Source organism: Blautia marasmi (assembly GCF_900258535.1).
Lineage (GTDB): Bacteria > Bacillota > Clostridia > Lachnospirales > Lachnospiraceae > Blautia > Blautia hominis.
On sequence record NZ_OIWX01000001.1, the window covers coordinates 3,933,500 to 3,960,103 of the forward strand.

Consider the following 26,604-nt stretch of genomic DNA (forward strand, 5'->3'; position numbering starts at 1 on the left):
TAAAAAAGAAGAATAAATAAGAGGAAATAGACAAAATTAGCTCAGATAAAATGTGCAAAATGTAGAAAAGTTAAGGATTTGCTTAAAAGGGTTGAAATTAAAAATGATTAATGATAGGATTAAAACAACTTAAAGATAATTAAAAAAATATTTATCTTAAAGCGAAAAATTAATCTCGCATAAAGGGAGGAATTGAAATGAAGAAAAAAGTGATCAACAAAACAATAGGGATAACGCTGGTATCTGCGTTGGTATTGTCTCTGGCGGCATGTGGGGATAATGGCAGTGGAAAAAAACAGGAGCCGGGATCCGGTGCAGAGATACCCACCATTGACCAGATCAAAGTAGGGGAGGATTACAAGGATCTGAAAGCAGATATTAAAGTGCTGACAAACAGAACCGATGTGGTGGACACTGTGTATAAGGGATATGCGGAAGAATTCATGGAATTGTATCCCAATATTAAGGTGACATATGAAGGGATCACGGATTATGAGGAATCTATGAATCTCCGTCTGACTACAGGGGACTGGGGGGATTTGGCATTCATTCCTACATCAGTGGCAAAAAGTGAATTATCTACATATTTTACTCCTCTGGGTGATTTTGAAACATTAGATCAGATATATAATTTTATTCCGGATAAATCTTTTGATAAAACAGTATACGGCATCGCCAATGGCGGAACAGCCAGCGGTGTGGTCTATAACAAGAGGATTTGGAAGGAGGCGGGAATTGAAAAACTGCCGGCAACACCGGATGAATTTCTGGAGGATCTTCAGAAGATCAAAGACAATACCAATGCCGTTCCGCTGTACACAAACTTTTCGGCAGGTTGGCCCATGGGAGCCTGGGATGATTATATTACAGTAGCCGCAACCGGTGACCCTGATTTTAAGATGGTGAACTTACCCCATATGAAGGATCCATTTTCCGACAGAGGAGATATGACAGGGCCTTATGCCGTATATTATACCTTGTATGAATCTGTGGCACGTAAGCTGGTAGAAGAGGATCCGGCAAGCTCTGACTGGGAATCCTCAAAGGGTGCGATCAACAAAGGCGATATTGCAGCTATGGTGCTTGGCTCCTGGGCGGTAGAGCAGTGTAAACAAGCTGGAGACACCCCTGATGATGTGGGGTATATGCCATTTCCAATTACTGTGGACGGCAAGAGATATGCAGGTTCCGGCGGTAATTATTCCTTTGGCATCAACAATCAGGCAGAAAAGGACAACCAGATCGCAGCCATGTTATATCTGAAATGGCTGATCGAAGAATCTGAGATCTATGATTTTGAGGGAAGCATTCCGGCTCTGAAAAGCGGTAAACTTCCGGAGGCACTGGCTGATTTTGAAGGAGTGGAATTACTTCCGAACAACCCGGCAAAGGATGGGGAAGAAGATCTATTTGATGATGTAAATACGGAGAGTGAAGTAGGGATCAACAATGATGACTATCCGGACTGCGAGATCCTGGAGGCGGCTCTTTATGGAACAAAGACTCTGGATCAATTGATGGAGGAGTGGAACGCAAAATGGTCAGCAGCCCAGGAAACACTTGGTGTGGAAATCCTGCCTTGACAATAGGGAGCATATTATGGGTAAAGGGAAAACGGCAAAGGCCGTAAAACGTAAAAAAAATTTTGGTGAGTGGATAAAAAGCCGGGACGGACAGAGATGGCTTGTGATCATCTTGTTTCTGATCGTTCCGCTGACACTGCTTCTTGTGTTTACTTATATCCCCTTCGGGAAAATGTTTCAATTCAGTTTTTATAAGATGAAGTACATAGGTTCCCGTACCTTTGTGGGACTGGACAACTATATAGAAGTGTTTAAACGGAAGGAAATATTTGGCTCCTTGGCTGTCAGCCTGTATTATATGGGCGGTGCGGTGGTACAGCTTGCTTTGGCACTGTTCTTTGCCACCATGATGGTGTTTAAGGTAAAAGGTGCATCCTTTTTTAAGGGAGCGATCTTTTTTCCGTATCTGATCTGTGGTATTGCCGTTGGTTTTATCTTTAAATTTTTTTATGCCAGAGGATTTGTACTGGATTCCATCCTTCAGATGTTCGGAATGAATATAGATAATATCCCATACTGGCTGCAGGATACGGGGATCAATAATATCTCGCTGGCGGCAACCTCTGTGTGGAGGTATACAGGACAGAACATGATACTGTTTTTAGGGGCTATGATGTCTGTGGATACGGATTTGTATGAGGCGGCCTCCCTGGATGGGGCCAACAAGTGGCATCAGTTCCGCTACATTATCATGCCCAGTATCAAATCTATCATCGTTTTGAATCTGATCCTTTCCATCAGCGGCTCCCTGAGTGCGTTTGAGCCGCCATATGTTATCACGAACGGCACCATGGGGACCGGGACATATTTCGTGATCATGAACCGGATCGCCCATGAGAATCAAAAAGTGGGCCTGGCCTGCGCCATGGCGATCGTCCTGCTGGCAATTATTGTATTATGTACGATCGCGCAGAAAGTATTTTTTAAATATGCTTTTGACAATGGGACAGATGATGAATCCAGGGAAGCGGTCCGCCGCAGGAAACGCAGAGAGAAGAAAATGGCTGGGATGGAAAAAAAGGCAGCCAGGGGAGGTGTATCATCATGAAGCAGGTAAAGCTGGGTTCTATCCTCTTCTCAATTGTAAAGTATCTGTCACTGGCAGTCTTTTCAGCCGTGACGCTGATCCCGGTCTGTGTGTGCATCATCACCTCATTTAAGAGTAATGAGGAATATGCATCCACATCTGTGCTGGAGCTTCCGGATCAACTGCTGTTTGAAAATTTCCGGATCGCTTTTGAGAAGGCAAATATGCTGCGGGGATTTTTGAATACAACCATAGTGCTGCTTGTTGTGCTGACGGTATCTGTTTTTATTGGAGCTATGCTTGCGTATGTACTGAACCGGTTTCGCTTTCCTGGCAGAAGGCTGATTGAGAATCTGTTTATGTTTGCCGCATTACTTCCCGGAATTGCCATGCAGGTTACGATCTATCAGATCATGTATGCATTAGGCCTTATCAATCACCTCTACGGTTATATGATAGTGCTTATGGGAACGGACATTATTTCCATATACATATTCCTGCAGTTTTTTGAAAATCTGCCGGTGTCTCTGGACGAGTCGGCGATCATGGATGGATGTACTTATTTTGGGGTGTTCTTTAAGATCCTCTTCCCGCTCTTAAAACCGGCCATAGTAACGTCTCTTGTGCTAAAGGGCGTGGGTGTCTATAACGAATATTATGCATCCAATCTGTATCTGCAGGCACCGGAATTAAAGACCATTTCCACGGCCCTTTATACTTTTACAGGGCCTTACGGAAACCAGTACAACTATATCTGTGCGGGCGTGTTGATCACGATCATCCCTATATTGATATTATTTTTGATATTCCAGAAACAAGTATACAGTGGAATGGCGGCGGGAGCCGTGAAAGGTTAAAGAAAGTTAGAGGAAAAGCGTATGAGTGAAGTGAAGATAATAGGTGCAGAGGTGCCTAATGTACCCTGGCAGGAGCGGCCAAAGTCCCAGTCCGCAATGCCTTTATGGAGATACCGGGATAATCCGGTTATCGGAAGAAATCCCGTGGAAGGTGTGGCACGTATCTTCAACAGTGCGGTCATTCCCTATAAGGGCGCGTTTATCGGGGTATTCCGAGGAGAACAGATCAACGGGATTCCTTACATTTATCTGGGAAAAAGTGAAGATGGGATCCACTGGGATCTTGAAAAAGAAAAGATTCGATTTGTAGATGGGGAAGGGAAAGAGTTTATGCCGGGATATGCTTATGACCCGCGGCTGGTAAAAGTGGATGATGTGTATTATATCATCTGGTGCCAGGATTTCTACGGTGCGGCTATCGGTATGGCGAAGACGGAGGATTTTAAGGTTTTTACAAGAATTGAAAATCCGTTCCTTCCTTTCAACAGAAATGCAGTATTATTTCCCAGAAAAATTAACGGGAATTTTATGATGCTGTCCAGGCCAAGTGACAGCGGCCATACACCTTTCGGTGATATTTTCGTGTCAGAGAGCCGTGATCTGGTTTACTGGGGAAAACACCGTCATGTAATGGGCAAGAGCAGTGAATGGTGGGAATCCCTGAAGATTGGCGGGGGTGCAGCTCCTATTGAGACAAACCAGGGGTGGCTTCTGTTTTATCACGGAGTATCAGGGACCTGCAACGGATATGTGTATAGCATCGGGGGTGCCATTTTAGACATTGACAATCCCTCTATTGTAAAATACCGGTGTGAAAACTTTCTGCTCACCCCGGAAGAATGGTATGAAGAACGGGGATTTGTACCAAATGTCACATTTCCCTGTGCTACCATCCACGATTCCAGGACAGGAAAGATCGCCATCTACTATGGAGCAGCTGACTCTTATGTAGGGCTTGCATTTACAACGGCAGATGAGGTGGTTTCCTATATCAAAGACCATAGTGTGGTCAGGGAAAACGATACAGAGATTGGCAGAAGATAAAAGGCGGGAAATGAGATGTTTGTGGCAGAGATTAAAAACCATTTGATTGAAAAACTGATTCCTTTTTGGGAGAATTTACGGGATACAGAAAATGGCGGGTATTATGGATTCATGGATCATAATGTGAGGACAGACCCGCTGGCGGTGAAGGGCTGTATCCTTAACAGCCGCATTCTGTGGATGTTCTCCAATGCCTATCTGCTCCTGGGGGAGGAACATCTTCTGGAACATGCCCGGCATGCATGGGAGTTTATGAGGGAGCACTGTGTTGACAGAGAGAACGGCGGTGTATTCTGGTCTGTCACTGCTGACGGTATGCCGGAAGATACCACCAAACATACATATAACCAGGCGTTTGCCATCTATGCCCTTTCTTCCTATTATGAAGCTTCAAGGGAAAAAGAGGCTTTGGAGCTTGCGGAGGAATTGTTTGGGATCGTGGAGAATAGATGCAGAGATGAGTACGGCTACCTGGAGGCGTTCAATATCCGGTTTGAACCAAGAAAGAATGACAAGCTGTCTGAGAATGGAATCCTTGCGGAGAAGACTATGAATACCCTGCTGCATGTATTTGAGGCTTACACAGAATTTTACCGGATCACCGGTAAAAAGGAGGCGGCAAAGCAGCTTCGGTTTATACTTGGTCTGATCGCGGATAAAGTATATGATCCGGCTAAAGGACGGCAGGAGGTATTCTTTGACCGTACCTGGAACAGTCTGATCGACCTGTATTCTTACGGCCATGATATTGAGGCTGCATGGCTCATCGACAGGGGATTGGAGGTGTTGGGTGACAGGGAGTGGAGCGAGAGACTGTATCCCATCACAGCAGAGATTACCGGGAACATCTATGAGAGGGCTTACAGAGACCACTCACTGGTGAACGAGGCTGAGAATGGAGTGATAGATACCACCAGAGTGTGGTGGGTACAGGCGGAAGCTATTGTAGGATTTGTGAACGGATATGAAAAAGCTCCGGAGCATGTGGAATACCTGGAAGCGGCGGAGGATATCTGGAATTATATCAAGGACTATATCATAGATCCCAGAGAGCATTCCGAATGGTTCTGGGCGGTGGATGAAAATCATGTGCCCCTGCCCAAACCGATCGTAGAACCGTGGAAATGTCCTTACCATAACGGAAGAATGTGTATGGAAGTCATAAGGAGGATGTCAAATGCTTCATAGCCAATATTACATAGAAAAGGCAAAGGTAGACAATCTGGTATCCAGAAAAAACCAGAAGGCTGATTTTTATAATGGAATCTATGACCGATACCTATATCCGGTGCTTACCAGGGACTTTGCCCCGGTACACTGGAGGTATGACCTTGATGAGGAGAAAAATCCTCATTTTATGGAGGTTTTGGGAATCAATGCGGTAATGAATTCGGGTGCTATTTATCTTAATGGAAAATATTATCTTGTAGTACGCGTGGAGGGAAATGACAGAAAATCCTTTTTTGCCGTTGCACAGAGTGATACGGGAATTGATGGGTTTCATTTTTGGGATTATCCGGTGACTTTGCCGGATACCTGCCATCAGGAGACAAATGTATATGATATGCGGCTTACAAAACATGAGGATGGCTGGATATATGGGATTTTCTGTTCAGAGAGTAAGGATAAAGGGAATCCGGATCTGTATGCAGCAGTGGCGGAAGCGGGAATCGTGCGCACAAAAGATCTGGTGGTCTGGGAGAGACTGGATAACCTGAAGACTATGGAATCTCCTCAGCAGCGCAACGTGTCTCTCCATCCGGAATTTGTAGACGGCAAATATGCATTTTATACAAGACCTATGGATGGATTTATCGAAACAGGAAGCGGCGGAGGGATTGGATTCGGTTTGTGCGATGACATTGAGCACGCCGTGATCGGTGAGGAAAAGATTATCAGCAGGAGGATTTATCACACGCTCACAGAGGCAAAAAACGGAGCCGGTGCGCCGCCCATTAAAGGCAGAAAGTGTTGGATCCATATTGCTCATGGTGTGAGAAATACAGCAGCCGGGCTGCGCTATGTACTCTACGCCTTCGGCACGGATTTAAAGGACCCGTCCAAAGTGATCGCAGAACCTTCCGGCGCATTTTTGGTGCCTCTGGGCAGAGAGCGGGTGGGAGATGTCTCCAATGTGGTATTCACAAATGGGGCGATTGCCAGGGAAAATGGAGATGTGTATATCTACTATGCATCCTGTGATACAAGAATGCATGTGGCGGTCACTACCATAGATAGGCTGGAGGAGTATTTGTTTTTGGCACCGAAAGATCCGCTCCGCTCAGCGGATTGTGTCAGACAGAGGAATGAAATGATCCGGGGCAATCTGGAACGATTGGCAGCTCTTAAAAAGGAGTGACGGAAAAATGAAAAGGTATTTTGCGGACCTGAAAGAGAATATGAAGGGGATGGATAGAAAGGAAGCGGCGTCTTATATCAAGTCATATTACTGGTATCATATCCTGTGCGGAATCTGTGCGGCAGTTCTCCTTGTCTTTGGAGTATTTCATTTTACTGTGCTGGCAAAAGTAAGGCCGGTGTTTACCTGTGTGATGGTCAATCAGGAGATAGATTCGGCGCGGGACAGAAAGCTTGCGGATGCCTTTTCACAGAACCTGGGCATTTCGGAAGGGGAGATTGTAATTGATTCGGATTACGTCTTTTCTTATGGTGATGTGAAGCTGGAATCTGCCAATGAAAGCTCTTATGAGAAGTTCTTTTTCAAATGGCAGAATGAAGAGCTGGATGCTGTGATCATACCGGAAAGCTTTTATCAATACTTAAAAGAAATGGGAGGGGATTTTTACCCCTTGGATGATATGGAGACCGGCAGTTTTCCCGTATACGGGGATGGAGGGAGGAAGACAGCCCTGATCCTGAGGGACGGATTGCTGCTGGCATTCCCGGATAACGGAAAACATAAAACCATATGCGAAAAATTCGTAAAATATATGAACAAGGAGAGTCTGTGTAATGGATGCGAGACAAAGGTATGAATCCTGGCTGACAGATCCCTATTTTGACGGGGAAATAAGGGAAGAACTGCAGAAGATAGCCGGGGACCATAAAGAAATCGAAGAGCGCTTCTACCGGGATTTGGAATTTGGGACGGGAGGACTGCGGGGAATCATTGGCGCAGGGACAAACCGCATGAATATTTATACTGTGCGCAAAGCCACCCAGGGGTTAGCAAACTATATCGTCAGAGAGGGAAAAGAGGGAAAAGGCGTGGCCATAGCCTTTGACTCCAGAAATATGTCTCCGGAATTTGCTGAGGAAGCAGCTCTCTGCCTGGCAGCCAATGGGATTAAGGCATATATATTTTCTTCCCTCCGCCCCACCCCAATGTTGTCTTTTGCCCTGAGAACGCTTGGATGTGCAGCCGGGATTGTTGTGACGGCCAGCCACAACCCTCCGGAATATAATGGATATAAGGTGTACTGGGAAGACGGCGCTCAGATCACGTATCCCCGGGATAAAGAAATTATCGGGGAAGTGAATGCGATCACAGACCATACCCAGGTAAAGAACATGACCCGGCAGGAGGCAAAGACAGCCGGTTTATATGAAGTGATTCCTCCGGAAATGGACGATCTGTACAGGCAGGCGCTGAAAAAGCTGATCATTCATCCGGAGATCATTGGTCAAGAAGCGGACAGACTGAAGATTGTGTACACACCTCTTCACGGAACCGGAAATATTCCGGTCAGAATGGTGCTGAAAGAGCTGGGGTTTACACAGGTTTATGTGGTGAAAGAACAGGAACTTCCCGACAAGGACTTCTCCACGGTGACGTATCCAAATCCGGAGGACAGGCATGCCTTTGAACTGGCGCTGAAACTGGCAGAAAAGGTGGAGGCGGATCTTGTACTCGCCACGGACCCTGACGCGGACCGGCTGGGTGTCTATGCAAGGGACAGCCGGACAGGAGAGTATGTAAGCTTCACGGGAAATATGACAGGTGCATTGATCCTGGAATATATCCTCTCCCAGAGAAAAGCCATGGGGACATTGCCTGAAAACGGTGCGGTGGTGACAACCATCGTATCAGGCAGGATGGCCGGGAAAATCGCGGAAGCATATCATATGGAATTGATCAAAACGTTGACCGGATTTAAATATATCGGGGAACAGATTAAATTCTTTGAGGAAGATCATGAACATGAGTATGTTTTTGGATATGAGGAGAGTTATGGCTGTCTTGTGGGCACTCATGCAAGGGATAAAGATGCGGTGGCCGCAGTGATGGCTCTGTGTGAGGTGGCTGCCTGGTGCAGATCCCGAAACCGGACACTTTGTGATCAGATGAGACTGCTTTTTGATACATATGGTCATTATAAGGAAACTCTTGTCACGGTGACGTTAAAGGGCCGGGAAGGTACGAAGAAAATCGCAGATATGATGGAACGGATCCGAGGGGAGGTTCCAAAAGACATTGGAGGAGCAGCAGTCATAGGCTTTTGTGATTACAGGGAGGGAGAGGAAGTCACAGGACTTCCTGTGTCAGATGTGTTGTATTTTGAATTGGAGGATGACGCGTGGTGCTGTATCCGCCCTTCAGGGACGGAGCCGAAGATCAAATTTTATATAGGTGTCCGCGGCAGTGACGAGAAAGAGGCAAAAGAAAGACTGCGCCATATGAAACAGTCAGTAGAGGAAATGGCAGAACAGGGATGAAGGAGTGTCAGGAATGAGTGTTTTAAAACTGAAACCCAGTGGGAAAGACTATCTCTGGGGTGGACATAGGCTGATAGAGGAGTACAAAAAAGAGTCTGCCGGTAATGTGCTGGCAGAGACATGGGAATTATCCTGCCATCCCGACGGGCCTTCCGTTATAACAAACGGCAGCTATAAAGGGAAGACACTGCCCCAATATATTGAAGCGGAAGGAAGAGAGGTGCTGGGAACACATTGCAGCCGATTTGGGGATTTTCCTATTCTGATAAAATTTATTGATGCCAGGGACAACTTATCCATACAGGTTCATCCGGATGATCAGTTTGCCCTGGAGAATGAAGGACAGTATGGAAAAACAGAAATGTGGTATGTGATGGATGCGGGAAAGGATGCTTTTCTGTATTATGGATTTCAAAGAGAAATCAGTAAAGAGGAATTTACAAGGCGGATCAAAGAGGATACCCTGCCGGAGGTGCTTCATGCGGTCCGGGTGCAGAAGGGGGATGTGCTTTTTATTGAATCCGGTACCATACACGCCATTGGGAAGGATATACTCATAGCGGAGATCCAGCAAAATTCCAATGTGACATACCGTGTGTATGACTATGGAAGAGTGGGAAAAGACGGAAAAAAACGGGATCTGCACATTGAAAAGGCCCTGGCTGTTACAAAACGGGTGCCGATCATGAGAGACAGGAGCAGTTATCCCCATGTGGCAGACTGTGATTATTTTACGGTAGACAGATTGAATCTGGATGGAAACGTAATGAAAAAAATGGAGGGAAATGTTTCAGAGGCATCATTTGCCAGTATTCTCATATTGGACGGAAAGGGAAGGATTTCCTGCCAGGCTGACTCCCTGAGTTTTCAAAAGGGTGACAGCTTTTTTTTATCTGCGGGAAGCGGGAATTATACAATTGAAGGGACAAGCGACGCCCTGATAACAACCATACGAGAAACCTCTCCGGGAATATGTAAATAGTTGTTGTATATATTTTAGGAATTTTTTACGGCGGCATCGGCTGATTTATGAATTTTGCAGGTTGAAGTGAAAAAGGGAATTTGTTATACTTAGTGGGATGAAAAGGGAAACACTATAGAAAAAATTAACAGGAGAGGTAAAGGATGAGTATAAGAATCGGAATTTTAGGCTATGGTAATCTGGGACGCGGAGTGGAATGTGCTGTGAAACAGAACCCGGATATGGAGCTCGCTGCTGTTTTTACACGCCGTGATCCTGCAGATGTCCGTATCATGACAGAGACTGCAAAAGTATATCATGTGGATGAAGCTGTGAAGATGAAGGACGACATTGACGTTCTGATCCTGTGCGGTGGAAGCGCAACAGACTTACCGAAGCAGACACCTGAGTTTGCACAGTATTTCAACGTGGTGGACAGCTTTGATACTCATGCAAAAATTCCTGAGCATTTTGCAGAAGTAGATGCAGCGGCAAAGAAAAGCGGGAAGATCGGCCTGATCTCAGTGGGCTGGGATCCGGGAATGTTTTCTTTGAACCGCCTGTATGCCAATGCCATTCTGCCGGAAGGAACAGACTACACGTTCTGGGGAAAAGGCGTAAGCCAGGGACATTCAGATGCAGTCAGAAGGATTGACGGAGTTGTGGATGCAAGACAGTATACCATTCCTGTGGAAAAAGCGCTTTCAGCAGTCAGAAACGGCGAGAATCCGGCACTGACAACCGGAGAAAAGCATACACGTGAAGTGTTTGTAGTGGCAGAAGATGGCGCGGATAAAGAGAAGATTGAAAAAGAGATCAAGACAATGCCCAATTATTTTGATGAGTATGAGACAACTGTGCATTTCATCAGTGAGGAGCAGATGAAGGCTGAGCACGCGGGACTTCCTCACGGAGGATTTGTTATCCGTACAGGAAAGACAGGATGGGAGCAAGAGCACAGTCATGTGATCGAGTACAGTCTGAAACTGGATTCAAACCCGGAATTTACTTCCTCTGTCATAGTAGCTTACGCAAGGGCAGCATACCGTCTGAACCGGGAGGGACAGAGCGGCTGCAGAACCGTCTTTGATATTGCACCGGCTTATTTAACTGTAAAATCTCCGGAGGAACTTCGGAAACACATGCTGTAAGGTCAGCAGATGAGGAAAAATGAAAGCGAATATTGATTATAAGACAGAGGCAAAACGAGTTGTCTTTGGGCTTGCAGGTGCCATTATCATGGCAGTTAATATTAAGACCTTTGTAAGGGCCGGTGGATTGTATCCCGGCGGGTTTAATGGAGTGACGCTGCTGATCCAGACTATCTTTGAACGGTTTTTGGGCATTGTGCTGCCGTTTACGGTGATCAACCTGCTGTTGAATGCAATCCCTACGATCGTTTGTTTTAAAGCTATAGGCAAGAAGTTCACAGTCAGCTCCGCCATGATCATTGTGCTGACCAGTGTTCTTACCGATATTATTCCGTATCAGCCGATCACCCAGGATATTCTGCTGATCTCCGTGTTCGGCGGACTGTTGAACGGTTTTGCTGTGAGTCTTTGCCTCATGGGCGGGACAAGCGGCGGAGGTACGGATTTTATCGCTATTTATTTTGCTGAGAAAAAGAACAAGGATGTCTGGAATTTTATTCTGCTTGGCAACGGATGTGTGCTGGTGATCGCGGGTATTCTGTTCGGATGGGATAAAGCGCTTTATTCTATTATTTTCCAGTTTACGTCCACACAGATCATCCATATGCTGCATACGGCGTATAAGAAGGAGACACTGTTTATTGTTACGGATTGTCCGGATGCCGTGTACCAGGAGATTTATGAGGTGACGAATCACAGTGCAACGGAGTTTGCGGCTACCGGTTGTTATTCTAATGAAGGGCGGAAAATGCTGTATTCTGTTGTTTCCAGTGCAGAGGCAAAAGTGTTGGTCTCACGAGTTCGGAAGGCGGATCCGAAGGCATTTATCAATGTGATCAAGACGGATTTTTTGGAAGGGCATTTTTATCAGAAGACAGATTATTAGGCGAAAAAGGACTGCTGCGGGGACGTGGCGGTCCTTTTTTCTGCAAGGTTCTGCCGGACACGGGACAGGCAGGTCGGCGGTTGGGTCCGGCTGCTGTTTTTCAGTGCACTGGCGGAAGGAGGGGCTTTGCTGTTGAAAAAAGGAAGAATTGTATGGGGATTTGTGGTATTATGGAAATGATTAAGAGAGTTCGGATGTAGAGATTATAGTAATAGATTAAGAGAGTTCGGATGTAGAGATCATAGAAATAGATTAAGAGAGTTCGGATGTAGAGATCATAGAAATAGATTAAGAGAGTTCGGATGTAGAGATTATAGTAATAGATTAAGAGAGTTCGGATGTAGAGATCATAGAAATAGATTAAGAGAGTTCGGATGTAGAGATCATAGAAATAGATTAAGAGAGTTCGGATGTAGAGATTATAGAAATAGTTTAAGAGAGTGGACGGGTGAAGTATGATTTATGTGAGTCATTTACTGGAAGACTGGGATATGAGAGATGTGATAGAAAAGACAGGGGCAGGGGTTGAGAGTATTGAGTTTTCTATTTCGGAAAATTTGGACAGTCTGGAAGAGAAGGCGGATCGGTATGAAAAGAGGCTGGAGGAGATGGGGTGTGAGGACCTGATCCTTCATGGGCCTTTTTTGGATTTGAATCCTATGACGTTTGATTCCCTGATCCTGGAGACTACCAGGAAAAGATATGAGCAGGCTTACTGGGCAGCGAAAAGACTGGGGGCTAAAAAGCTGGTGTTCCACACCTGTTATGTACCGGATGTATATCTGCTGATCGGCTGGGCCGACAGGGTGGCTGATTTTTATAAACGGTTTCTGGAAGGCAGGGAAGGGATTCAGATCGTGATGGAAAATGTGTTTGACAGACAGGCAGAGCCTATTCTTGAAGTGGCAAGGAAGGTGGAGCATCCTGATTTTGGACTTTGCCTGGATATGGGACATGCCCATTGCTATTCCGATAGGCCGGCCGGTGCATGGGCGGAGCTGTTTGGCAGTTATATCAAACATCTGCATGTCCATGACAATTGGGGGGACAGGGATGCCCACTGGGGACTGGGAAGGGGAAACCTGGATTATAAAGAGATAATTGAGACCGTAAAAAGGAACAGCCCGGACGTGACTTTTACAATAGAGTGCAGTCAAAAAGAGGATGTGCTGCATTCCATAAATGAGATTTGTATGGTATAAGAATGTCCCGGATACCTTAACGATATCCGGGACTGTTGTGATATCTTATCTTAATTTTTCTCCAGCCGGAAGCGGTTGGGCCTATAGCGTGTCTGAAAATCCATCTATTATTTTCCGTCAAAACAGTGTGTACACATTTTACACGGACTGAGGCCGATGGAGGCGGTCAGATCATCCAGACGATGATAGTGAAGGGTGGTGAAATTAAGCTGTCTTCCGATCTCCTCCAGCATTTCTTTGTAGTTGGTGGAATCCGGGTTCGCGTAGTCGGCAAGGACTTCCGCGGGAACATTGTCCCCCTCACGGTCTGCAATGATACGGCGGGTGATCAGATCCATTTCGGATTTGGAACGGGAGAAGTTCAGGTACGGGCAGCCGAACAGTAGCGGCGGGCAGGCCGGACGGATGTGAACTTCTTTGGCTCCGCTGCTATATAAAAATTCTGTTGTCTCCCGAAGCTGTGTGCCGCGGACAATGGAATCATCAATGAGCAGCAGACTCTTGTTTTTGATCAGCGCTTCCACAGGAATCAGTTTCATGCGGGCGATGAGGTTTCTCTGGCTCTGCTGAGTCGGCATGAAAGAGCGGGGCCAGGTCGGTGTATATTTAATGAACGGGCGGGAGAAGGGAATACCGGATGCATTGGCATAGCCGATCGCGTGTGCGATACCGGAATCGGGAACACCTGCGACCAGGTCGGGTTTCACATTTTCCCTCTGGGCATCGCGCTGTGCCAGCTTTTTGCCGCATTCGTAGCGCATTTCCTCTACATTTATGCCTTCATAGGTAGAGGTGGGATATCCATAGTATACCCACAGGAAGGAACAGATCTTCATTTCCTCACGTGGTTTGACTAAAGTCTCAGCGCTCTCCGGTGTAAGGAATACAACTTCTCCGGGGCCAAGTTCGCGGTAGGTTTCATAGCCCAGATTGAAGAAGGCAAAGCTTTCAAAGGCGGCACAGAATGCATCCTCCTTTTTGCCAAGGATGACAGGGGTGCGGCCTACCCGGTCACGGGCTGCATAGATTCCTTTAGGGGTGAGCAGGAGCAGGGTCATGGAACCTTCAACAAGCTCCTGTACATACTGTATCCCTTCCACAATGGTGGATTTCTGGTTGATCAGGGACGCCACCATCTCGGTTGGATTGATGCTTCCGCCGCTCATTTCCAGGAAATGGGTACATCCGTTTTTATAGGAGATATCTACAAGCTCCTCCATGTTGTTGATCTTTCCTACTGTTGTGATAGCGAAGCTTCCCAGATGTGACTGTACTAAAAGCGGCTGCGGCTCGTTGTCAGAGATACAGCCAATACCCAGATTTCCTTCCAGTTCGTTTAAGTCTCCGTCGAATTTAGTACGGAAAGGGGTATTTTCGATATTGTGAATCGAACGGTTGAATCCATTTGGTCCATAGACTGCCAAACCGCCTCTTCTTGTTCCTAGATGAGAATGATAGTCTGTTCCGAAAAACAAATCCAAAGTGCAGCTGGATTTAGAAGCTACTCCAAATATTCCACCCATTGATTTTTCTCCTTTTTACTTAAGAATTCTGTTGTTTTCACCACAGATAGTGTGCTGTGTGTACTTTCTGCAGTTTTTCCGATGCAGTCTTTATTATATACTCATAAGACGGCGTTCGTAAAGTCGTTTTGCCAACTTTTTTTACTTCGCAGGAGAGAAAAAATAGTGTATAATGAGGACGAAAGAAGTAAAATTCTACAATAATAAAAGAAAAGAAGACTTAAATATTTCGTCTATTTTGGGGAGGAGCCGATGAAAAATCAGACAGAATATGTGACGCATACGTTTGCACCGGTTTTTGACAGCAGTTCCAGAGTGTTGCTTTTGGGGACAATGCCTTCTCCGAAATCCAGAGAGGAAGGATTTTATTACGGGCATCCCAGAAACAGATTCTGGAAAGTGATGGGGGAAGTTCTGGGAGAAGATATGCCTTTGACCATAGAAGAAAAGAAGAAAATGCTGCTGGCCCATAAGGTGGCTGTGTGGGATGTGCTGAAAAGCTGCGAGATACGCGGGGCGGATGACGGAAGCATTAAAAACCCGGCGGCCAATGATATGTCTATCGTGCTGGATGCTGCACCCATACAGGCTGTTTTTGCCACAGGACAAAAGGCAGCGGCGCTTTACCGGAAATATTGTGAGCCCCATACGGGGGTGCCGATCAGACAGCTGCCGTCCACCAGTCCGGCAAACTGCGGCATGAAATATGAAACGATCCTGGAGTTTTACCGGGAGATCTTAACGTATTTGTAGAGAACAGAGAGGAGAATCGTATGAAATTTATATCATGGAATGTGAATGGCCTGCGGGCTTGTGTGCAGAAGGGATTTACAGAATTTTTTGAGGCTGCGGACGCGGACTTTTTCTGTCTGCAGGAGACAAAGCTTCAGGAAGGACAGATTGATTTTGCGCCGGAAGGGTATTATGCGTACTGGAATTATGCTGTGAAGAAGGGGTATTCGGGGACGGCTGTTTTTGCCAAGAAGGAGCCGGTTTCCGTGGCATATGGTATCGGTATGGAGGAGCATGACCAGGAGGGCAGGGTGATCACTCTGGAGTACGATGAGTTTTATCTTGTGACTTGTTATACACCCAATTCAAAGAATGAGCTGGCAAGGCTTCCTTACAGGATGGAATGGGAGGATGCGTTCAGGGAGTATCTTTTGAAACTGGATGAGAAAAAGCCGGTTGTTATGTGCGGGGATTTGAATGTTGCACACCGGGAGATTGATTTGAAGAATCCCAAGACCAACAGGCATAATGCGGGATTTACGGACGAGGAGAGAGGGAAGTTTACAGAGCTTTTGGAGGCTGGGTTTACGGATAGTTTCCGGTATTTTTATCCGGAGGAGACCGGGGTTTATTCCTGGTGGTCTTACCGGTTTAGGGCAAGGGAGAAGAATGCGGGGTGGAGGATTGATTATTTTTGTGTGTCGGATCGGTTGAGGGAGAAACTGGTTTCGGCGGGGATCCATACGGAGGTGTTTGGGTCGGATCATTGTCCGGTGGAGGTGGTGATAGAAGGGATGTAAGAGAAAGTGAGGGCGGACAGAGGGCGGACGGGAAAGGAGCGGTGAGCGGAGGGCAGCCGGGGCAGAGGGTATCAGGCAGACGGAGCGCTCCGCTGGGCAGAAGCTAACCTGCTCCCAGTCACTAAATTCGTCGGCAGAGGCCTCCTCATTAAGTGTCTGGGGCAGGTGGATCTTCTGCCCGCTCCTCGTACACCGTCTGCCTGATACCCTCTGCCCCGGCTGCCCTCCGCTCACCGCTCCTTTCCCTGTTGGCTGGCTGACCACTGGATATTGGTTGGAGTGAGGGGGGGATGGCGGTAGGGGGGAAGAGTTGAAATAGGAAGATATAAATATAAAGAGATGTTGTGGGTTGAGGGAAGTATATAGGGAAATTGAGAGAGGGGTAGGGAGGTTGTGGGATTGAGAGAGATGGGAATGGATAGGAGATTGTTATGAGTGCTGGGGTGAAGTTGACGGAGTTTTCTAAGAGTGCGGGGTGTGCGGCTAAGATTGGGCCGGGGATTTTGGCGGAGGTGGTGGGGAGACTGCCTGCGGTGATGGATGAAAATTTGTTGGTGGGGGTTGAGACGGCGGATGATGCGGCGGTGTATCGGGTTTCGGATGAGGTGGCTTTGATCCAGACGGTGGATTTTTTTCCGCCTATGGTGGATGATCCGTTTACCTTCGGACAGATCGCGGCGGCTAATGCGCTCAGTGATGTGTATGCTATGGGCGGGGAGCCGAGGCTTGCTTTGAATGTGGTGGCGTTTCCTAATTGCCTGGGAGCTGAGGTGCTGGGAGAGATGCTGGCGGGCGGGGCTTCTAAGGTGAAGGAGGCCGGGGCTGTGCTGGCAGGCGGGCATTCTATCAATGATGAGGAGCCTAAGTATGGGCTTTGTGTGACGGGTTTTGTGCATCCGGATAGGATTTGGAAGAATGGCGGAGCGCAGGCCGGTGATGTGCTTCTGTTGACGAAACCACTGGGAGTGGGGCTGGTCAATACGGCTGTGAAGGCCGGTATGGCTTCTGAGGAGGCGAAAAGATGTGCGGTGGAGAGTATGAGCTGCCTGAATAAATTGGCTATGGAGGTGCTCAGAGAGGTTGAGGTGCATAGCTGTACGGATGTGACTGGATTTGGGCTTGCGGGACATGCACTGGAAACTGCCAGGGCAAGCGGGGTCTCACTTGTGATTGAGACCGGCAGATTAGAAGTGCTGCCGGATGCTCTTTTTTATGCGTCTATGGGATTGGTCCCTGAGGGTACTTATAGGAATAAGGCGTATAATAAGAAGGATGTACGGCTGGAGGACAAGGTTGAGGAAGCTTTGGAGGATCTGGTCTTTGACCCGCAGACTTCCGGAGGGCTTTTGGTGAGCCTGAGAAGGGAGGACGCTGAGGCTGTGCTTGTGAAGCTTGAGAAAGCCGGGTACCCTTTGAAGGCTGGGATCGTGGGATTTGTAACGGATCTGCAGGAGAAATTTCTGATGATCCGATAGGACGGAAAGACGGTGAAAGAGATGATTTATCTGGATAATGCGGCAACTACGCTGAGGAAGCCGGAATGTGTGAGAAAGGCTGTCTATGAGGCTATGGGCACCCTTGGAAATTATGGGAGGGGTGGCCATGGGATCACCCTTGAGACGTCCAGGAAGATTTATGAGGCCAGGGAGGCTATTGCGGGATTCTTTGGGTTTGGAAATCCTTCCGGTGTGGCGTTTACCTGTAATGCCACGGAGGCATTGAATACAGTGATCCGGGGGATCTTTGATCCCGGAGAGCATGTGGTGACTACCGCACTGGAACATAATTCAGTTCTCAGACCCTTGTATGAAATGGAAAAAACAGGGGTTTTGGTGACGGTCCTTCCGGCAGATGAAAAAGGAAATATTTCTTATGAGGAGATGGAACAGGCCATTGGGGATAAGACTAGGGCCGTGGTGTGTACCCATGCTTCTAATGTTACGGGAAATATGCTGGATATCGAAAGGATTGGAAAGCTTTGCCGCAGAAAAGGGGTTTTATTTGTCCTGGATGCGTCCCAGACTGCCGGATCGGTGCCTATTCAGATGGAAAAATGCGGAATAGATGTACTTTGTTTTACTGGGCATAAGGGGCTTATGGGGCCTCAGGGAACAGGCGGGATCTGCGTGCGGGAAGGGGTGGAGATTCGCTCATTAAAAGCAGGAGGCAGCGGAATCCATTCTTTTGAACGGGAGCACCCGGGGATCATGCCGGGCAGACTGGAAGCCGGAACGCTGAATGGGCACGGGATCGTGGGCCTGTTAAGCGCTGTGGAGTATGTGAAACAAGCAGGCGTGGAAAATATCGGGGTCTATGAACAAAAGCTTGCCCGTGCATTCTATGAAGGTGTGCGGGAAATACCGGGGGTCAAGGTGTACGGGGATTTTGAGAAAAGGGAGAGAGCAGCCATTGTGGCTCTCAATATGGGAGAATATGATTCGGCACAGGTGAGCGATGAGTTATCCTGTACCTATGAGATCTATGCCCGGTCCGGGGCACACTGTGCGCCGCTGATGCATCAGGCAATGGGAACGCAGGAGCAGGGGGCCGTCCGATTTTCTTTTTCCTGGTTTAATACTATGGAGGAAGTGGAGCAGACTGTAAGAGCATTGAGGGAACTGGCAGCGGAATGAGCCGCCGGTTCCCTTTAAAACATGCAGAGATTTTATTCTGAGAAGTATACGTCAATGATCATGACCTCAGCGTCTGTTCCCACACGCATGGCAGGCCCCCAGATCCCCACGCCGGAGGTGACATAGGAGTACATATCATCCTTTTTCAGCTCTCCGCAGGAGTTTTCCCACATGAGTTTTGTGGTCAGATTGCCCGGGAACATCTGCCCGTCGTGGGTGTGGCCGGAGAGGTCTATGTCGCAGCCGGCGTCGGCCAGTTCCTGGAGCTGTTTGGGCTGGTGGTCAATGACCAGTATGGGCTTATCATGGTCCAGGTCTTTTAAAAGGTCCTCCGGTGAGAGTCGGTTTTCTTTCATCTTCTTAGAACGCTGGGGGTCTTTGCGGCCGGCCAGATAGAAGGAGTCGTCGATGAGGACAGACTTGTCATCCAGGAGCTGGATGCCGGATCGTTTCAGAAAGTCATCCATCCGGGTATCTGTGTGCTGCCCGTTTTTGACGGGTACGGTAAAGCCGGCAAGGAGCTTTTCTTTAAAGTCATGGTTGCCCCAGCAGGCATATACGCCGTAGGTGCTTTTTATTTCCTTTAAGATGGAAATGGTTTTTTCCGGGTACTGTACAGCGTCGTATTCGTTGTCGAAGAAGTCTCCGGCAATGCAGACCAGATCCACATTTTCCGCATTTATTTTGTCCACCATGGATTCCACATGGTAAGTGCCGATGCTGTAGCCCAGATGCAGGTCTGCAGTCAGGGCAATCCGCAGATGGTCCAGCCTGCCGCCGGATTTTTCGATTTTGGCTTCATAGTGGTTTACATAGACCCGGTGTTCATGGATGATCCCATAGGCACTCAGGCCGATGATCAGGCAGGCCGCGGCGCCGCCGCTTAAGACAAATGTGCGGCGCAGGGCAAGGGTTTCATTTTTTATCCGGTTTGTATGTTTTAAAAGGAATCTTCCCAGGTCGAAGATAAGGATGATAAGTACAATATATAAAAATGTGCCCAGCCAGTAATTGAAAAGCCGCTTCAGATAACTGTGCCAGGGATTGGCGGAGACCAGATAGGAGGTCAGGGGCGTCAGGCACATGAAAATATAAATGGAAAGGAAAACCACACGAAACGGCCTGGATCTTAGATGCCTGTGGCAGGCGCCTGTCCAGCGGATGATCCAGCGGACAACATAGAGATTGATCAAAAGATAAAATGGGGCAAGTATGATAGCCAGCATAACAGACTCCTTTTGTGAGTTAAATTTATTACTTCAAGAATAGAATAGGTTGGAAGTTTTGTCAAGTATTTACATGGAACATATGTTCTGGTATAATGGTGCTAAAGAGGTCAAAGACCTTGCAGAGATCAAAACGTTATAAAATAAGGAAGTGGGATCAAATTGGAGAACGTCATTTTTCATATTGATGTAAACAGTGCATTTCTTTCCTGGGAAGCTGTTTACAGGCTTGAAAACGGGGGGACTGTGGATCTTCGCAGCATTCCCAGTGCAGTGGGCGGGGACAGGTCAAAAAGACGGGGGATCATCCTGGCAAAATCCATTCCTGCCAAAGCGTTTGGTGTCAGGACAGGGGAGCCTATTGTGGACGCCATGCGGAAATGCCCATCCCTGACGATAATCCCTTCCCATCACGGAATGTACAGGGAGTATTCAAAAAAATTTATGGATATCCTGAGAGAATACACACCGGATGTGGAAAAATACAGCATTGATGAGGCGTTTATGAATATGACAGGCATGGAGCGGCTGCTGGGAGAACCGGTGGCATTTGCGCACCGGCTCAAAGACCGCATCAAAAAAGAACTGGGGTTCACGGTGAATATCGGAATCTCCAGCAATAAGCTGCTGGCAAAAATGGCCTCTGATTTCCAGAAGCCCGACAGGGTCCACACGCTGTTTCCGGAGGAGGTTCCCGAGAAGATGTGGCCTCTTCCCGTATCGGAACTGCTGTTTGTGGGGAAGTCCACGGAGAACACGCTGAAGAAACTGGGAATCTATACCATCGGGGATCTGGCTGCGGCGGATGTGGAGATTCTGCGGCATCATCTGAAAAAGCACGGGGAGGCTATCTGGAATTCTGCCAACGGCAGGGACAGTGCTGTGGTGGAATCCGTGCAGGAGGATAATAAGGGGTACGGCAACAGCACAACCATCGCTTTTAATGTGGTGGATGAGGATACCGCAAAGCAAGTGCTGCTTTCCCTTTGTGAGACAGTGGCCTCCAGGCTGCGCAGTGACGGTATGAAGGCCGAGGTGGTGTCCGTCACCATTAAGGATCATGAACTGCAGTCGGTTTCCCACCAGATGGTGCTGAAGGCTCCCACCAATATCACCTCAGAGCTTTATCATCAGGCCTGCAGGCTGTTTGATGAACTGTGGGACGGAGCGCCCATCCGTCTTCTGGGGGTGCGGACCAGCCGTGTTTCCAGGGAGGAGAGCGGCAGACAGTTGTCCTTGTTTGATCACACGGATTATGATAAACTGGAAAAAATGGACCAGGCTGTAGATGAGATTCGCAAAAAATTCGGAACAGGGGCTATCATGCGGGCATCTTTCCTGAAGCAGCCCATTGAAAATATGGCGGGAGGTCATCCGGAAGGCAGACTTCCGGCTCCTGAGGTGAGCGCTGCGGAGGGGCTTTCCCAAAACTGGAAGCAGAATGAAAATGAGGAGAAGGACAAGTAGGATGAGTGAGATAGTGGAAGAATTTGTTAACGGATACTGTAAGAATTATGATATGGCAAGAAGCGCCATATGCGAATTCGTACAGGATGAAGACGGCCTGCATTTTGACAGGATTGACTGTGATTACGGTGCATGTCCCCACAGTAAGAACTGTGAGATGATGAAACAGGTTTTTGCAATGGAAGCAGAAAAATAACAGAAAGGAAAACGTAACTGTGAAGTCCTGAACAGTTACAGGATAACAATATTTATGCTGACGATCAGAGATATCAGAGAGGAAGACAGAGACATATTCTTTAAGATGGAGAAGGAGTTTTACGGCGGTGAAGCCTGTATGCATACAGTGCCTCAGGAGCATTTTGAAGCAACTTTGAAGGAGTGTTTAAGAAGCAGGGAATATGCCAGGGTATTGATGCTGGAGGATGAAAGCGGCGTGGTTGGATACCTGCTTCTCGCCTTTACGTTCAGCAATGAGGCAGGCGGTCTGACGGTGTGGCTGGAGGAACTGTACTTTATGGAAAATGCCAGAGGAAAGGGATACGGGAGTGAAGTCTTTGCCTGGATCGAACAGGAGTATTCCCATGCCAAGAGATTCCGTCTGGAAGCCACATACAGCAACGAGAGAGCGATCGCGCTGTATGAGAGGCTTGGATATGAGGAGCTGCATTATTTCCAGATGATAAAAGACTTGTAGAAAAGAAAAAGGATGCGTTTTGATGATACCGTGCCGGCCTGCCGGGAGCTGTAAGATCTAAAACGCATCCTTGATACTAGAGTGTGTCTGAAAATTCATTCCGACAATCTGCACGCCCCACTTTGCGGCATATTTGCCCCCAATTCGGTCAACGTAGCCCGCTACGCCTCCCTCATCGGGATCAAATCTCCCACAAAGTGTGACGCACAGCTTGCCGAAAGCAATTTTCAGACACACTCTAGAACGCAGTGCTGCTGTCAATGACCAGGTCCCATACTTACGCGGAGGCGATCATCCGTTTGATATCCGGTACTGCAGTGAGAAGCGGATAGAGGACCAGTGAGAGGATCAGACCGCTGGCACCCTGGATCAGATTGGACGGCACGCTTAAAAATGCGGCTGTGCCGTACAGGAAGAATTCACACAGGCAGTAGCCCCCTGCAACCAGCACCATGTCGATGATGCCTCCTGTAAGGACGCCTGCCCAGGCTGTTTTGCTGTCTTTTGCTATCTTTTTGTAGGCAAGGGCAGCAAACAGTGCCACCAGGCCTTTTACGGCAAAGGTGATGGGGACGTAGATAAAATATCCCCCCAAAAGGTCGGCCATGCAGGAACCGATACCGGCGGCCAGGAATCCGTAGGCAGGACCCAGGATGATCCCGGAAAGGATCACAATGGCATCCCCCGGATGAATGTAACCGCTGGTCCCGGGTGTGGGAATGCGGATGGACATGGTGGCAACACAGGCCAGAGCCGCAAAAAGTGCGGTCATAACAATCTTTTTCGTTTTGTTTTCCATAATAATAACTCCTTTTAACAGACATAACTGTCCAGCACCTTCTTACATTACATGTAAAATCCCTGCAGAACCGCTTTCGGTATGGGGGACTTGGTTGCTGAACGCTTTCTTTCTACACAATATAGCCGAAAATTGGCATTCTATAAAGAGCCAGTTTCCTAAAAAAAGAGCAGTCCAGTTTTGGACTGCCCTATAAATTGCTATGTACTAAGCGCGGAAGGTAAGGGAATCATCGCTCATGGAATCCACAATTGCCAGGGACTCCACACGGATGCCTTTTTCTCTCAGCGCGTCGCCGCCGTGCTGAAAGCCCTTTTCGATGACAATACCGGCTCCTTCCAGAGTTGCGCCGGCTGTATCCACTATTTCGATCAGACCCTGGAGTGCGCATCCGTTAGCCAGGAAATCGTCAATGATCAGTACATGGTCTTCCGGCTGCAGGAATTTTTTTGATAGTATCACATCATAAACTTTTTTATGGGTAAAGGACTGGACTTTGGTCGTATACATTTCGCCGTCCAGGTTCAGGCTCTGGGCTTTTTTAGCAAAGACCACCGGAACACCGAAATACTGTGCCACAATACAGGCAATGCCAATGCCGGAGGCTTCGATCGTCAGAATTTTTGTGATAGGGGAGCCGGCAAATCTGCGTTTGAACTCTTTGCCGATCTCGTTGATGAATGGTATGTCCATCTGGTGATTCAGGAAACTGTCCACCTTCAGTATATTACCCGGCTTTACCGTGCCGTCTTTTAGAATACGCTCTTTTAAAAGCTGCATTTGAATTCCTCCCTGGTTTTTACGTGTCCGGGGGGATCAGATACCCCCGGTTTTTCTGGTAACTACCATAATACGATATTTGTACGGGCTTTGCAATTTATTTTTGGTTTTTTTGTAAAAACAGGGGAGAAAATGACACAAAATCTGCACGATTGTGATAAAATAGAAAACGAGGTAAATAAGTGATGAAAAAAATAGGAATTTTATGTGCCAGTGATACAGAACTGGCCCCCTTTTTAAAGTATATCCGGAGTTGTGAAACGACAGAAAAGGCCATGCTTACATTTTATGAAGGAACCATTCATCAGACAGAAGTGACTGCCGTGTACAGTGGAGTCTGCAAAGTGAATGCCGCCATTGCAGCCCAGCTATTGATCGATGTATTTCACGTTGACTGCATCATCAATGGGGGAACCGCAGGGGGAATGGAGGAAAGTGTTCAGCTTTTCGATACGGTCATATCGGAGCGTGTCATTTATCATGATGTGGCAGATGATATTCTGACGGAGTTTCACCCATGGTTAAAATCCAATTATTTTCCGGCAGATGACAAATTGTCGGCCATAGCTAAAAGGTACAGCCTGACATCTGCACATCCGATCCGGTTTGGAACCATGGTGACAGGAGAGCAATTCATCGAAGATGATAAAAGGGAGGAGATCAATGAAAAATTTGCTCCTCTCTGTGTTGACATGGAAACAGCCAGTGTTGCCCATGTCTGCTATGTAAACAAAATCCCGTTTTTGGCAGTCAGGACCATTACGGATACTGTTACGCATAAAGGGATCGAAAATTTTGATAAGAACTGTGAAGCGGCATCTGAGATATCCGCAGAAATTGTTGCAGGGATGCTTGAACAAATAGATGGGTGTGTATCGGAATGAGTGTGTATCGGAATGAGTTTGCGGTACACGCAGGAAAGGAAGCGGAACCATGCTGATAGAAAATGGAAAGCAGCAGTTGTTGGATTTTACGGAAAAGAACTACAAGGAAACCATAACGGAAGTGACAAAAGGGGTGTGGTTTGTATCAGGACTGGGCCACAGCAATGCAGTTTTTGTGGAGGCTGAGACCAGTGTGATCCTGATCGATACACTGGACACGCGGGAACGCGGTGAAAAGCTGCTTAAGATCATCCGGGAGAATACAAGGAAAGAAGTGGGGAACATTATATATACACACAGCCATCCCGACCACCGGGGCGGTGCAGGGGCCTTTGCGGCAGGCAGTCCAAAGATAATTGCCTTTAAGCCTAAAAACCCCGTTTTAGAGAGAACGGAGCTTTTAAAGGATATCCAGGATCTGCGCGGTGCACGGCAGTTTGGTTATGCTTTAACTGATGAGGAGGCCATTTCACAGGGCATCGGACCGAGAGAGGGGATAACGCATGGGGAACACCGGGCATTCGTCCCGCCTGATACGGTTTATGATCAGGAAAAGGTGCTCTGCAAAATAGATGGTGTGCAGATGGAATTGATCCGGCTTCCCGGTGAGGCGGAAGATCAGATCATGATCTGGTTTCCGCAGAAGGAAGTGTTATGCTGCGGGGATAATTACTATGGCTGTTTCCCGAACCTCTATGCGATACGGGGCGGACAGTACCGAGATCTGGCGGCATGGATAAACAGTTTAGATGTACTAATGTCTTATCCGGCCAGATTCCTTCTGCCTGGGCATACAGCGGCAGTTTTTGGCAGGGAAGAGATCAAAAGGACATTGGAGCATTTCCGGGGAGCTTTTGATCATATTTTGACATATACTTTGGAGGGGATGAATGCAGGCAGGAGCGCAGACCAGCTGGCATCAGAAATACAATTGCCGTCGGCATATGCGGACCTGCCATATTTGGCGGAACATTATGGCTGTGTGGAATGGACCGTGCGGGCCATTTATGGGGCATATCTGGGATGGTTTGACGGGAATCCGACTAACCTGCACCCATTGCCGCCAGCGGTACATTCCAATAAGATGATCGGTTTGATGGGCGGTGCGCCGGCTGTTTTGGATGCGGCTGAAAGCGCTGTCAGGGAAAAGGATTATCAGTGGTGTCTGGAATTATGCGATCTCCTTTTGGAAGACCATGCGTCAGCCGGTAAAGAAGTGCTTCGTCTGAAAGCCGCTGCATTGGAAGGGATAGCAGAATATGAGACCAGTGCCAATGGGCGTCATTATTATATTGCATGTGCCAGAGAATTAAGGGAAACCGCCGAAGGTTGTTCTGTATAGATTTTGCCGGTAGCCTGAAGCAGCAGGATTTGAAAGGAAGCAGAGATATGAAAACGTATGAAGTGATACACGAAATATTTAACCAGTGTCCGGGAAACCACTCCAGGGATAATTTTATTCAGGAAGTGGAAATGGAGAACCCGGAGGTTTGGCTGCATGCGAAGTTTAAGTCCGAGAAGGAGCTTCGTATGGAGAAGACAGAGAAGGAAGACGGAAGTGTGGTATATGATGTGATGACAGCGGATGTACATCAGAGATTTACATTTTCTGAGATTTAGATCTTGCTGTTTACACAGCCATTATCCCCACGGAGGCTGAAGGGCAGGGAAACCATTG

General features: G+C 47.5%; 27 protein-coding genes and 1 pseudogene. 23 read left to right on the forward strand and 5 right to left on the reverse strand.

Features of this window, described 5'->3' with window-relative positions; genetic code table 11:
- Window positions 1-197 precede the first annotated feature (197 nt).
- From C6P39_RS17000 to C6P39_RS17055, 12 genes are all read left to right on the forward strand, one after another.
- The gene (locus tag C6P39_RS17000) at window positions 198-1,583 is read left to right on the forward strand and encodes an ABC transporter substrate-binding protein (protein ID WP_104804585.1); all 1,386 of its coding nucleotides are present in this window, start codon (window positions 198-200) and stop codon (window positions 1,581-1,583) included.
- 16 nt (window positions 1,584-1,599) lie between these two features.
- Window positions 1,600-2,631, forward strand: a complete 1,032-nt coding sequence (locus C6P39_RS17005; RefSeq protein ID WP_104805972.1) for a carbohydrate ABC transporter permease — start codon at window positions 1,600-1,602, stop codon at window positions 2,629-2,631.
- Window positions 2,628-3,467, forward strand: coding sequence for a carbohydrate ABC transporter permease (locus C6P39_RS17010; RefSeq protein ID WP_104804586.1), 840 nt, complete (start codon window positions 2,628-2,630; stop codon window positions 3,465-3,467). Before C6P39_RS17005 ends, C6P39_RS17010 begins: the two co-directional genes overlap by 4 nt.
- 21 nt (window positions 3,468-3,488) lie before the next feature.
- On the forward strand, window positions 3,489-4,511 hold the full coding sequence (locus C6P39_RS17015; protein WP_104804587.1) for a glycoside hydrolase family 130 protein: 1,023 nt from the start codon (window positions 3,489-3,491) through the stop codon (window positions 4,509-4,511).
- A 15-nt stretch (window positions 4,512-4,526) separates the two neighbouring features.
- Window positions 4,527-5,699 carry an AGE family epimerase/isomerase gene (locus C6P39_RS17020; RefSeq protein WP_104804588.1) on the forward strand — a complete coding sequence of 391 codons (1,173 nt, stop codon included), beginning with the start codon at window positions 4,527-4,529 and terminating at the stop codon, window positions 5,697-5,699.
- Window positions 5,689-6,870, forward strand: a complete 1,182-nt coding sequence (locus tag C6P39_RS17025; RefSeq protein ID WP_104804589.1) for a glycoside hydrolase family 130 protein — start codon at window positions 5,689-5,691, stop codon at window positions 6,868-6,870. The genes C6P39_RS17020 and C6P39_RS17025 overlap by 11 nt, the downstream gene beginning before the upstream one ends.
- Before the next feature lie 7 nt (window positions 6,871-6,877).
- Window positions 6,878-7,507, forward strand: coding sequence for a hypothetical protein (locus C6P39_RS17030; protein WP_104804590.1), 630 nt, complete (start codon window positions 6,878-6,880; stop codon window positions 7,505-7,507).
- Complete coding sequence (locus C6P39_RS17035) at window positions 7,485-9,188, forward strand: phospho-sugar mutase (RefSeq protein ID WP_104804591.1); 1,704 nt, start codon at window positions 7,485-7,487, stop codon at window positions 9,186-9,188. Before C6P39_RS17030 ends, C6P39_RS17035 begins: the two co-directional genes overlap by 23 nt.
- Window positions 9,189-9,201: 13 nt before the next feature.
- Window positions 9,202-10,170, forward strand: a complete 969-nt coding sequence (locus C6P39_RS17040) for a type I phosphomannose isomerase catalytic subunit (protein ID WP_104804592.1) — start codon at window positions 9,202-9,204, stop codon at window positions 10,168-10,170.
- Window positions 10,171-10,313: 143 nt separating this feature from the next.
- Entirely contained in the window at window positions 10,314-11,300 is a 987-nt protein-coding gene (locus tag C6P39_RS17045) for a diaminopimelate dehydrogenase (protein ID WP_104804593.1), read from the forward strand.
- A 19-nt stretch (window positions 11,301-11,319) separates the two neighbouring features.
- Window positions 11,320-12,186: a YitT family protein gene (locus C6P39_RS17050; protein ID WP_104804594.1), complete on the forward strand. Its 867-nt coding sequence runs from the start codon at window positions 11,320-11,322 to the stop codon at window positions 12,184-12,186.
- Between the two features lie 455 nt (window positions 12,187-12,641).
- The gene (locus C6P39_RS17055) at window positions 12,642-13,388 is read left to right on the forward strand and encodes a sugar phosphate isomerase/epimerase family protein (protein ID WP_104804595.1); all 747 of its coding nucleotides are present in this window, start codon (window positions 12,642-12,644) and stop codon (window positions 13,386-13,388) included.
- A 107-nt stretch (window positions 13,389-13,495) separates the two neighbouring features.
- Here C6P39_RS17055 and C6P39_RS17060 read toward each other — a convergent pair whose 3' ends face one another.
- Complete coding sequence (locus C6P39_RS17060) at window positions 13,496-14,911, reverse strand: amidophosphoribosyltransferase (RefSeq protein WP_104804596.1); 1,416 nt, start codon at window positions 14,909-14,911, stop codon at window positions 13,496-13,498.
- Between the two features lie 252 nt (window positions 14,912-15,163).
- Here C6P39_RS17060 and C6P39_RS17065 point away from each other — a divergent pair, with 252 nt between their 5' ends.
- The 4 genes from C6P39_RS17065 (at window position 15,164) to C6P39_RS17080 (ending at window position 19,076) form a co-directional block, all read left to right on the forward strand.
- Entirely contained in the window at window positions 15,164-15,664 is a 501-nt protein-coding gene (locus C6P39_RS17065) for a DNA-deoxyinosine glycosylase (protein ID WP_095171325.1), read from the forward strand.
- Window positions 15,665-15,684: 20 nt separating this feature from the next.
- Entirely contained in the window at window positions 15,685-16,443 is a 759-nt protein-coding gene (locus C6P39_RS17070) for an exodeoxyribonuclease III (RefSeq protein ID WP_104804597.1), read from the forward strand.
- A gap of 431 nt (window positions 16,444-16,874) precedes the next feature.
- Window positions 16,875-17,918 (forward strand): selenide, water dikinase SelD, encoded by a 1,044-nt coding sequence (gene selD / locus C6P39_RS17075; protein ID WP_104804598.1) that lies wholly within the window; start codon window positions 16,875-16,877, stop codon window positions 17,916-17,918.
- A gap of 21 nt (window positions 17,919-17,939) precedes the next feature.
- Window positions 17,940-19,076 carry an aminotransferase class V-fold PLP-dependent enzyme gene (locus tag C6P39_RS17080; RefSeq protein WP_104805973.1) on the forward strand — a complete coding sequence of 379 codons (1,137 nt, stop codon included), beginning with the start codon at window positions 17,940-17,942 and terminating at the stop codon, window positions 19,074-19,076.
- A 32-nt stretch (window positions 19,077-19,108) separates the two neighbouring features.
- Here the strand turns inward: C6P39_RS17080 and C6P39_RS17085 are convergent, their stop codons facing one another.
- Window positions 19,109-20,302: a metallophosphoesterase gene (locus C6P39_RS17085; RefSeq protein WP_104804599.1), complete on the reverse strand. Its 1,194-nt coding sequence runs from the start codon at window positions 20,300-20,302 to the stop codon at window positions 19,109-19,111.
- A gap of 162 nt (window positions 20,303-20,464) precedes the next feature.
- On the opposite strand from C6P39_RS17085, the gene C6P39_RS17090 reads away from it, so the two are divergent.
- The 3 genes from C6P39_RS17090 to C6P39_RS17100 are packed head-to-tail and all read left to right on the forward strand — an operon-like array spanning window position 20,465 to window position 22,463.
- Window positions 20,465-21,769: a DNA polymerase Y family protein gene (locus tag C6P39_RS17090; protein WP_104804600.1), complete on the forward strand. Its 1,305-nt coding sequence runs from the start codon at window positions 20,465-20,467 to the stop codon at window positions 21,767-21,769.
- Between the two features lies 1 nt (window position 21,770).
- Window positions 21,771-21,965: a ubiquinone biosynthesis protein UbiE gene (locus C6P39_RS17095; RefSeq protein WP_095171315.1), complete on the forward strand. Its 195-nt coding sequence runs from the start codon at window positions 21,771-21,773 to the stop codon at window positions 21,963-21,965.
- Between the two features lie 54 nt (window positions 21,966-22,019).
- Window positions 22,020-22,463: a GNAT family N-acetyltransferase gene (locus C6P39_RS17100; RefSeq protein ID WP_065542771.1), complete on the forward strand. Its 444-nt coding sequence runs from the start codon at window positions 22,020-22,022 to the stop codon at window positions 22,461-22,463.
- A 57-nt stretch (window positions 22,464-22,520) separates the two neighbouring features.
- Here the strand turns inward: C6P39_RS17100 and C6P39_RS28520 are convergent.
- A pseudogene (locus C6P39_RS28520) lies at window positions 22,521-22,634 on the reverse strand (DUF6783 domain-containing protein); the annotation flags it as partial.
- On the opposite strand from C6P39_RS28520, the gene C6P39_RS28525 reads away from it, so the two are divergent.
- Window positions 22,593-22,727 carry a DUF6783 domain-containing protein gene (locus C6P39_RS28525; RefSeq protein WP_334293916.1) on the forward strand — a complete coding sequence of 45 codons (135 nt, stop codon included), beginning with the start codon at window positions 22,593-22,595 and terminating at the stop codon, window positions 22,725-22,727. The pseudogene C6P39_RS28520 and the gene C6P39_RS28525 overlap by 42 nt on opposite strands.
- 13 nt (window positions 22,728-22,740) lie before the next feature.
- On the opposite strand, the gene C6P39_RS17110 is transcribed toward C6P39_RS28525, so the two are convergent.
- A complete protein-coding gene (locus tag C6P39_RS17110) occupies window positions 22,741-23,262 on the reverse strand; it encodes an ECF transporter S component (protein ID WP_104804602.1) in 522 nt (173 codons plus the stop codon).
- A 207-nt stretch (window positions 23,263-23,469) separates the two neighbouring features.
- Window positions 23,470-24,042, reverse strand: a complete 573-nt coding sequence (locus C6P39_RS17115) for a xanthine phosphoribosyltransferase (protein WP_095171314.1) — start codon at window positions 24,040-24,042, stop codon at window positions 23,470-23,472.
- Window positions 24,043-24,227: 185 nt separating this feature from the next.
- Between C6P39_RS17115 and C6P39_RS17120 the strand changes: the two genes are divergently transcribed.
- The 3 genes from C6P39_RS17120 to C6P39_RS17130 are packed head-to-tail and all read left to right on the forward strand — an operon-like array spanning window position 24,228 to window position 26,546.
- Window positions 24,228-24,926: a 5'-methylthioadenosine/adenosylhomocysteine nucleosidase gene (locus C6P39_RS17120; RefSeq protein WP_095171313.1), complete on the forward strand. Its 699-nt coding sequence runs from the start codon at window positions 24,228-24,230 to the stop codon at window positions 24,924-24,926.
- A 49-nt stretch (window positions 24,927-24,975) separates the two neighbouring features.
- Window positions 24,976-26,268 carry an alkyl/aryl-sulfatase gene (locus C6P39_RS17125; protein ID WP_104804603.1) on the forward strand — a complete coding sequence of 431 codons (1,293 nt, stop codon included), beginning with the start codon at window positions 24,976-24,978 and terminating at the stop codon, window positions 26,266-26,268.
- A gap of 47 nt (window positions 26,269-26,315) precedes the next feature.
- A complete protein-coding gene (locus C6P39_RS17130; protein WP_095172345.1) occupies window positions 26,316-26,546 on the forward strand; it encodes a hypothetical protein in 231 nt (76 codons plus the stop codon).
- Window positions 26,547-26,604 lie beyond the last annotated feature (58 nt).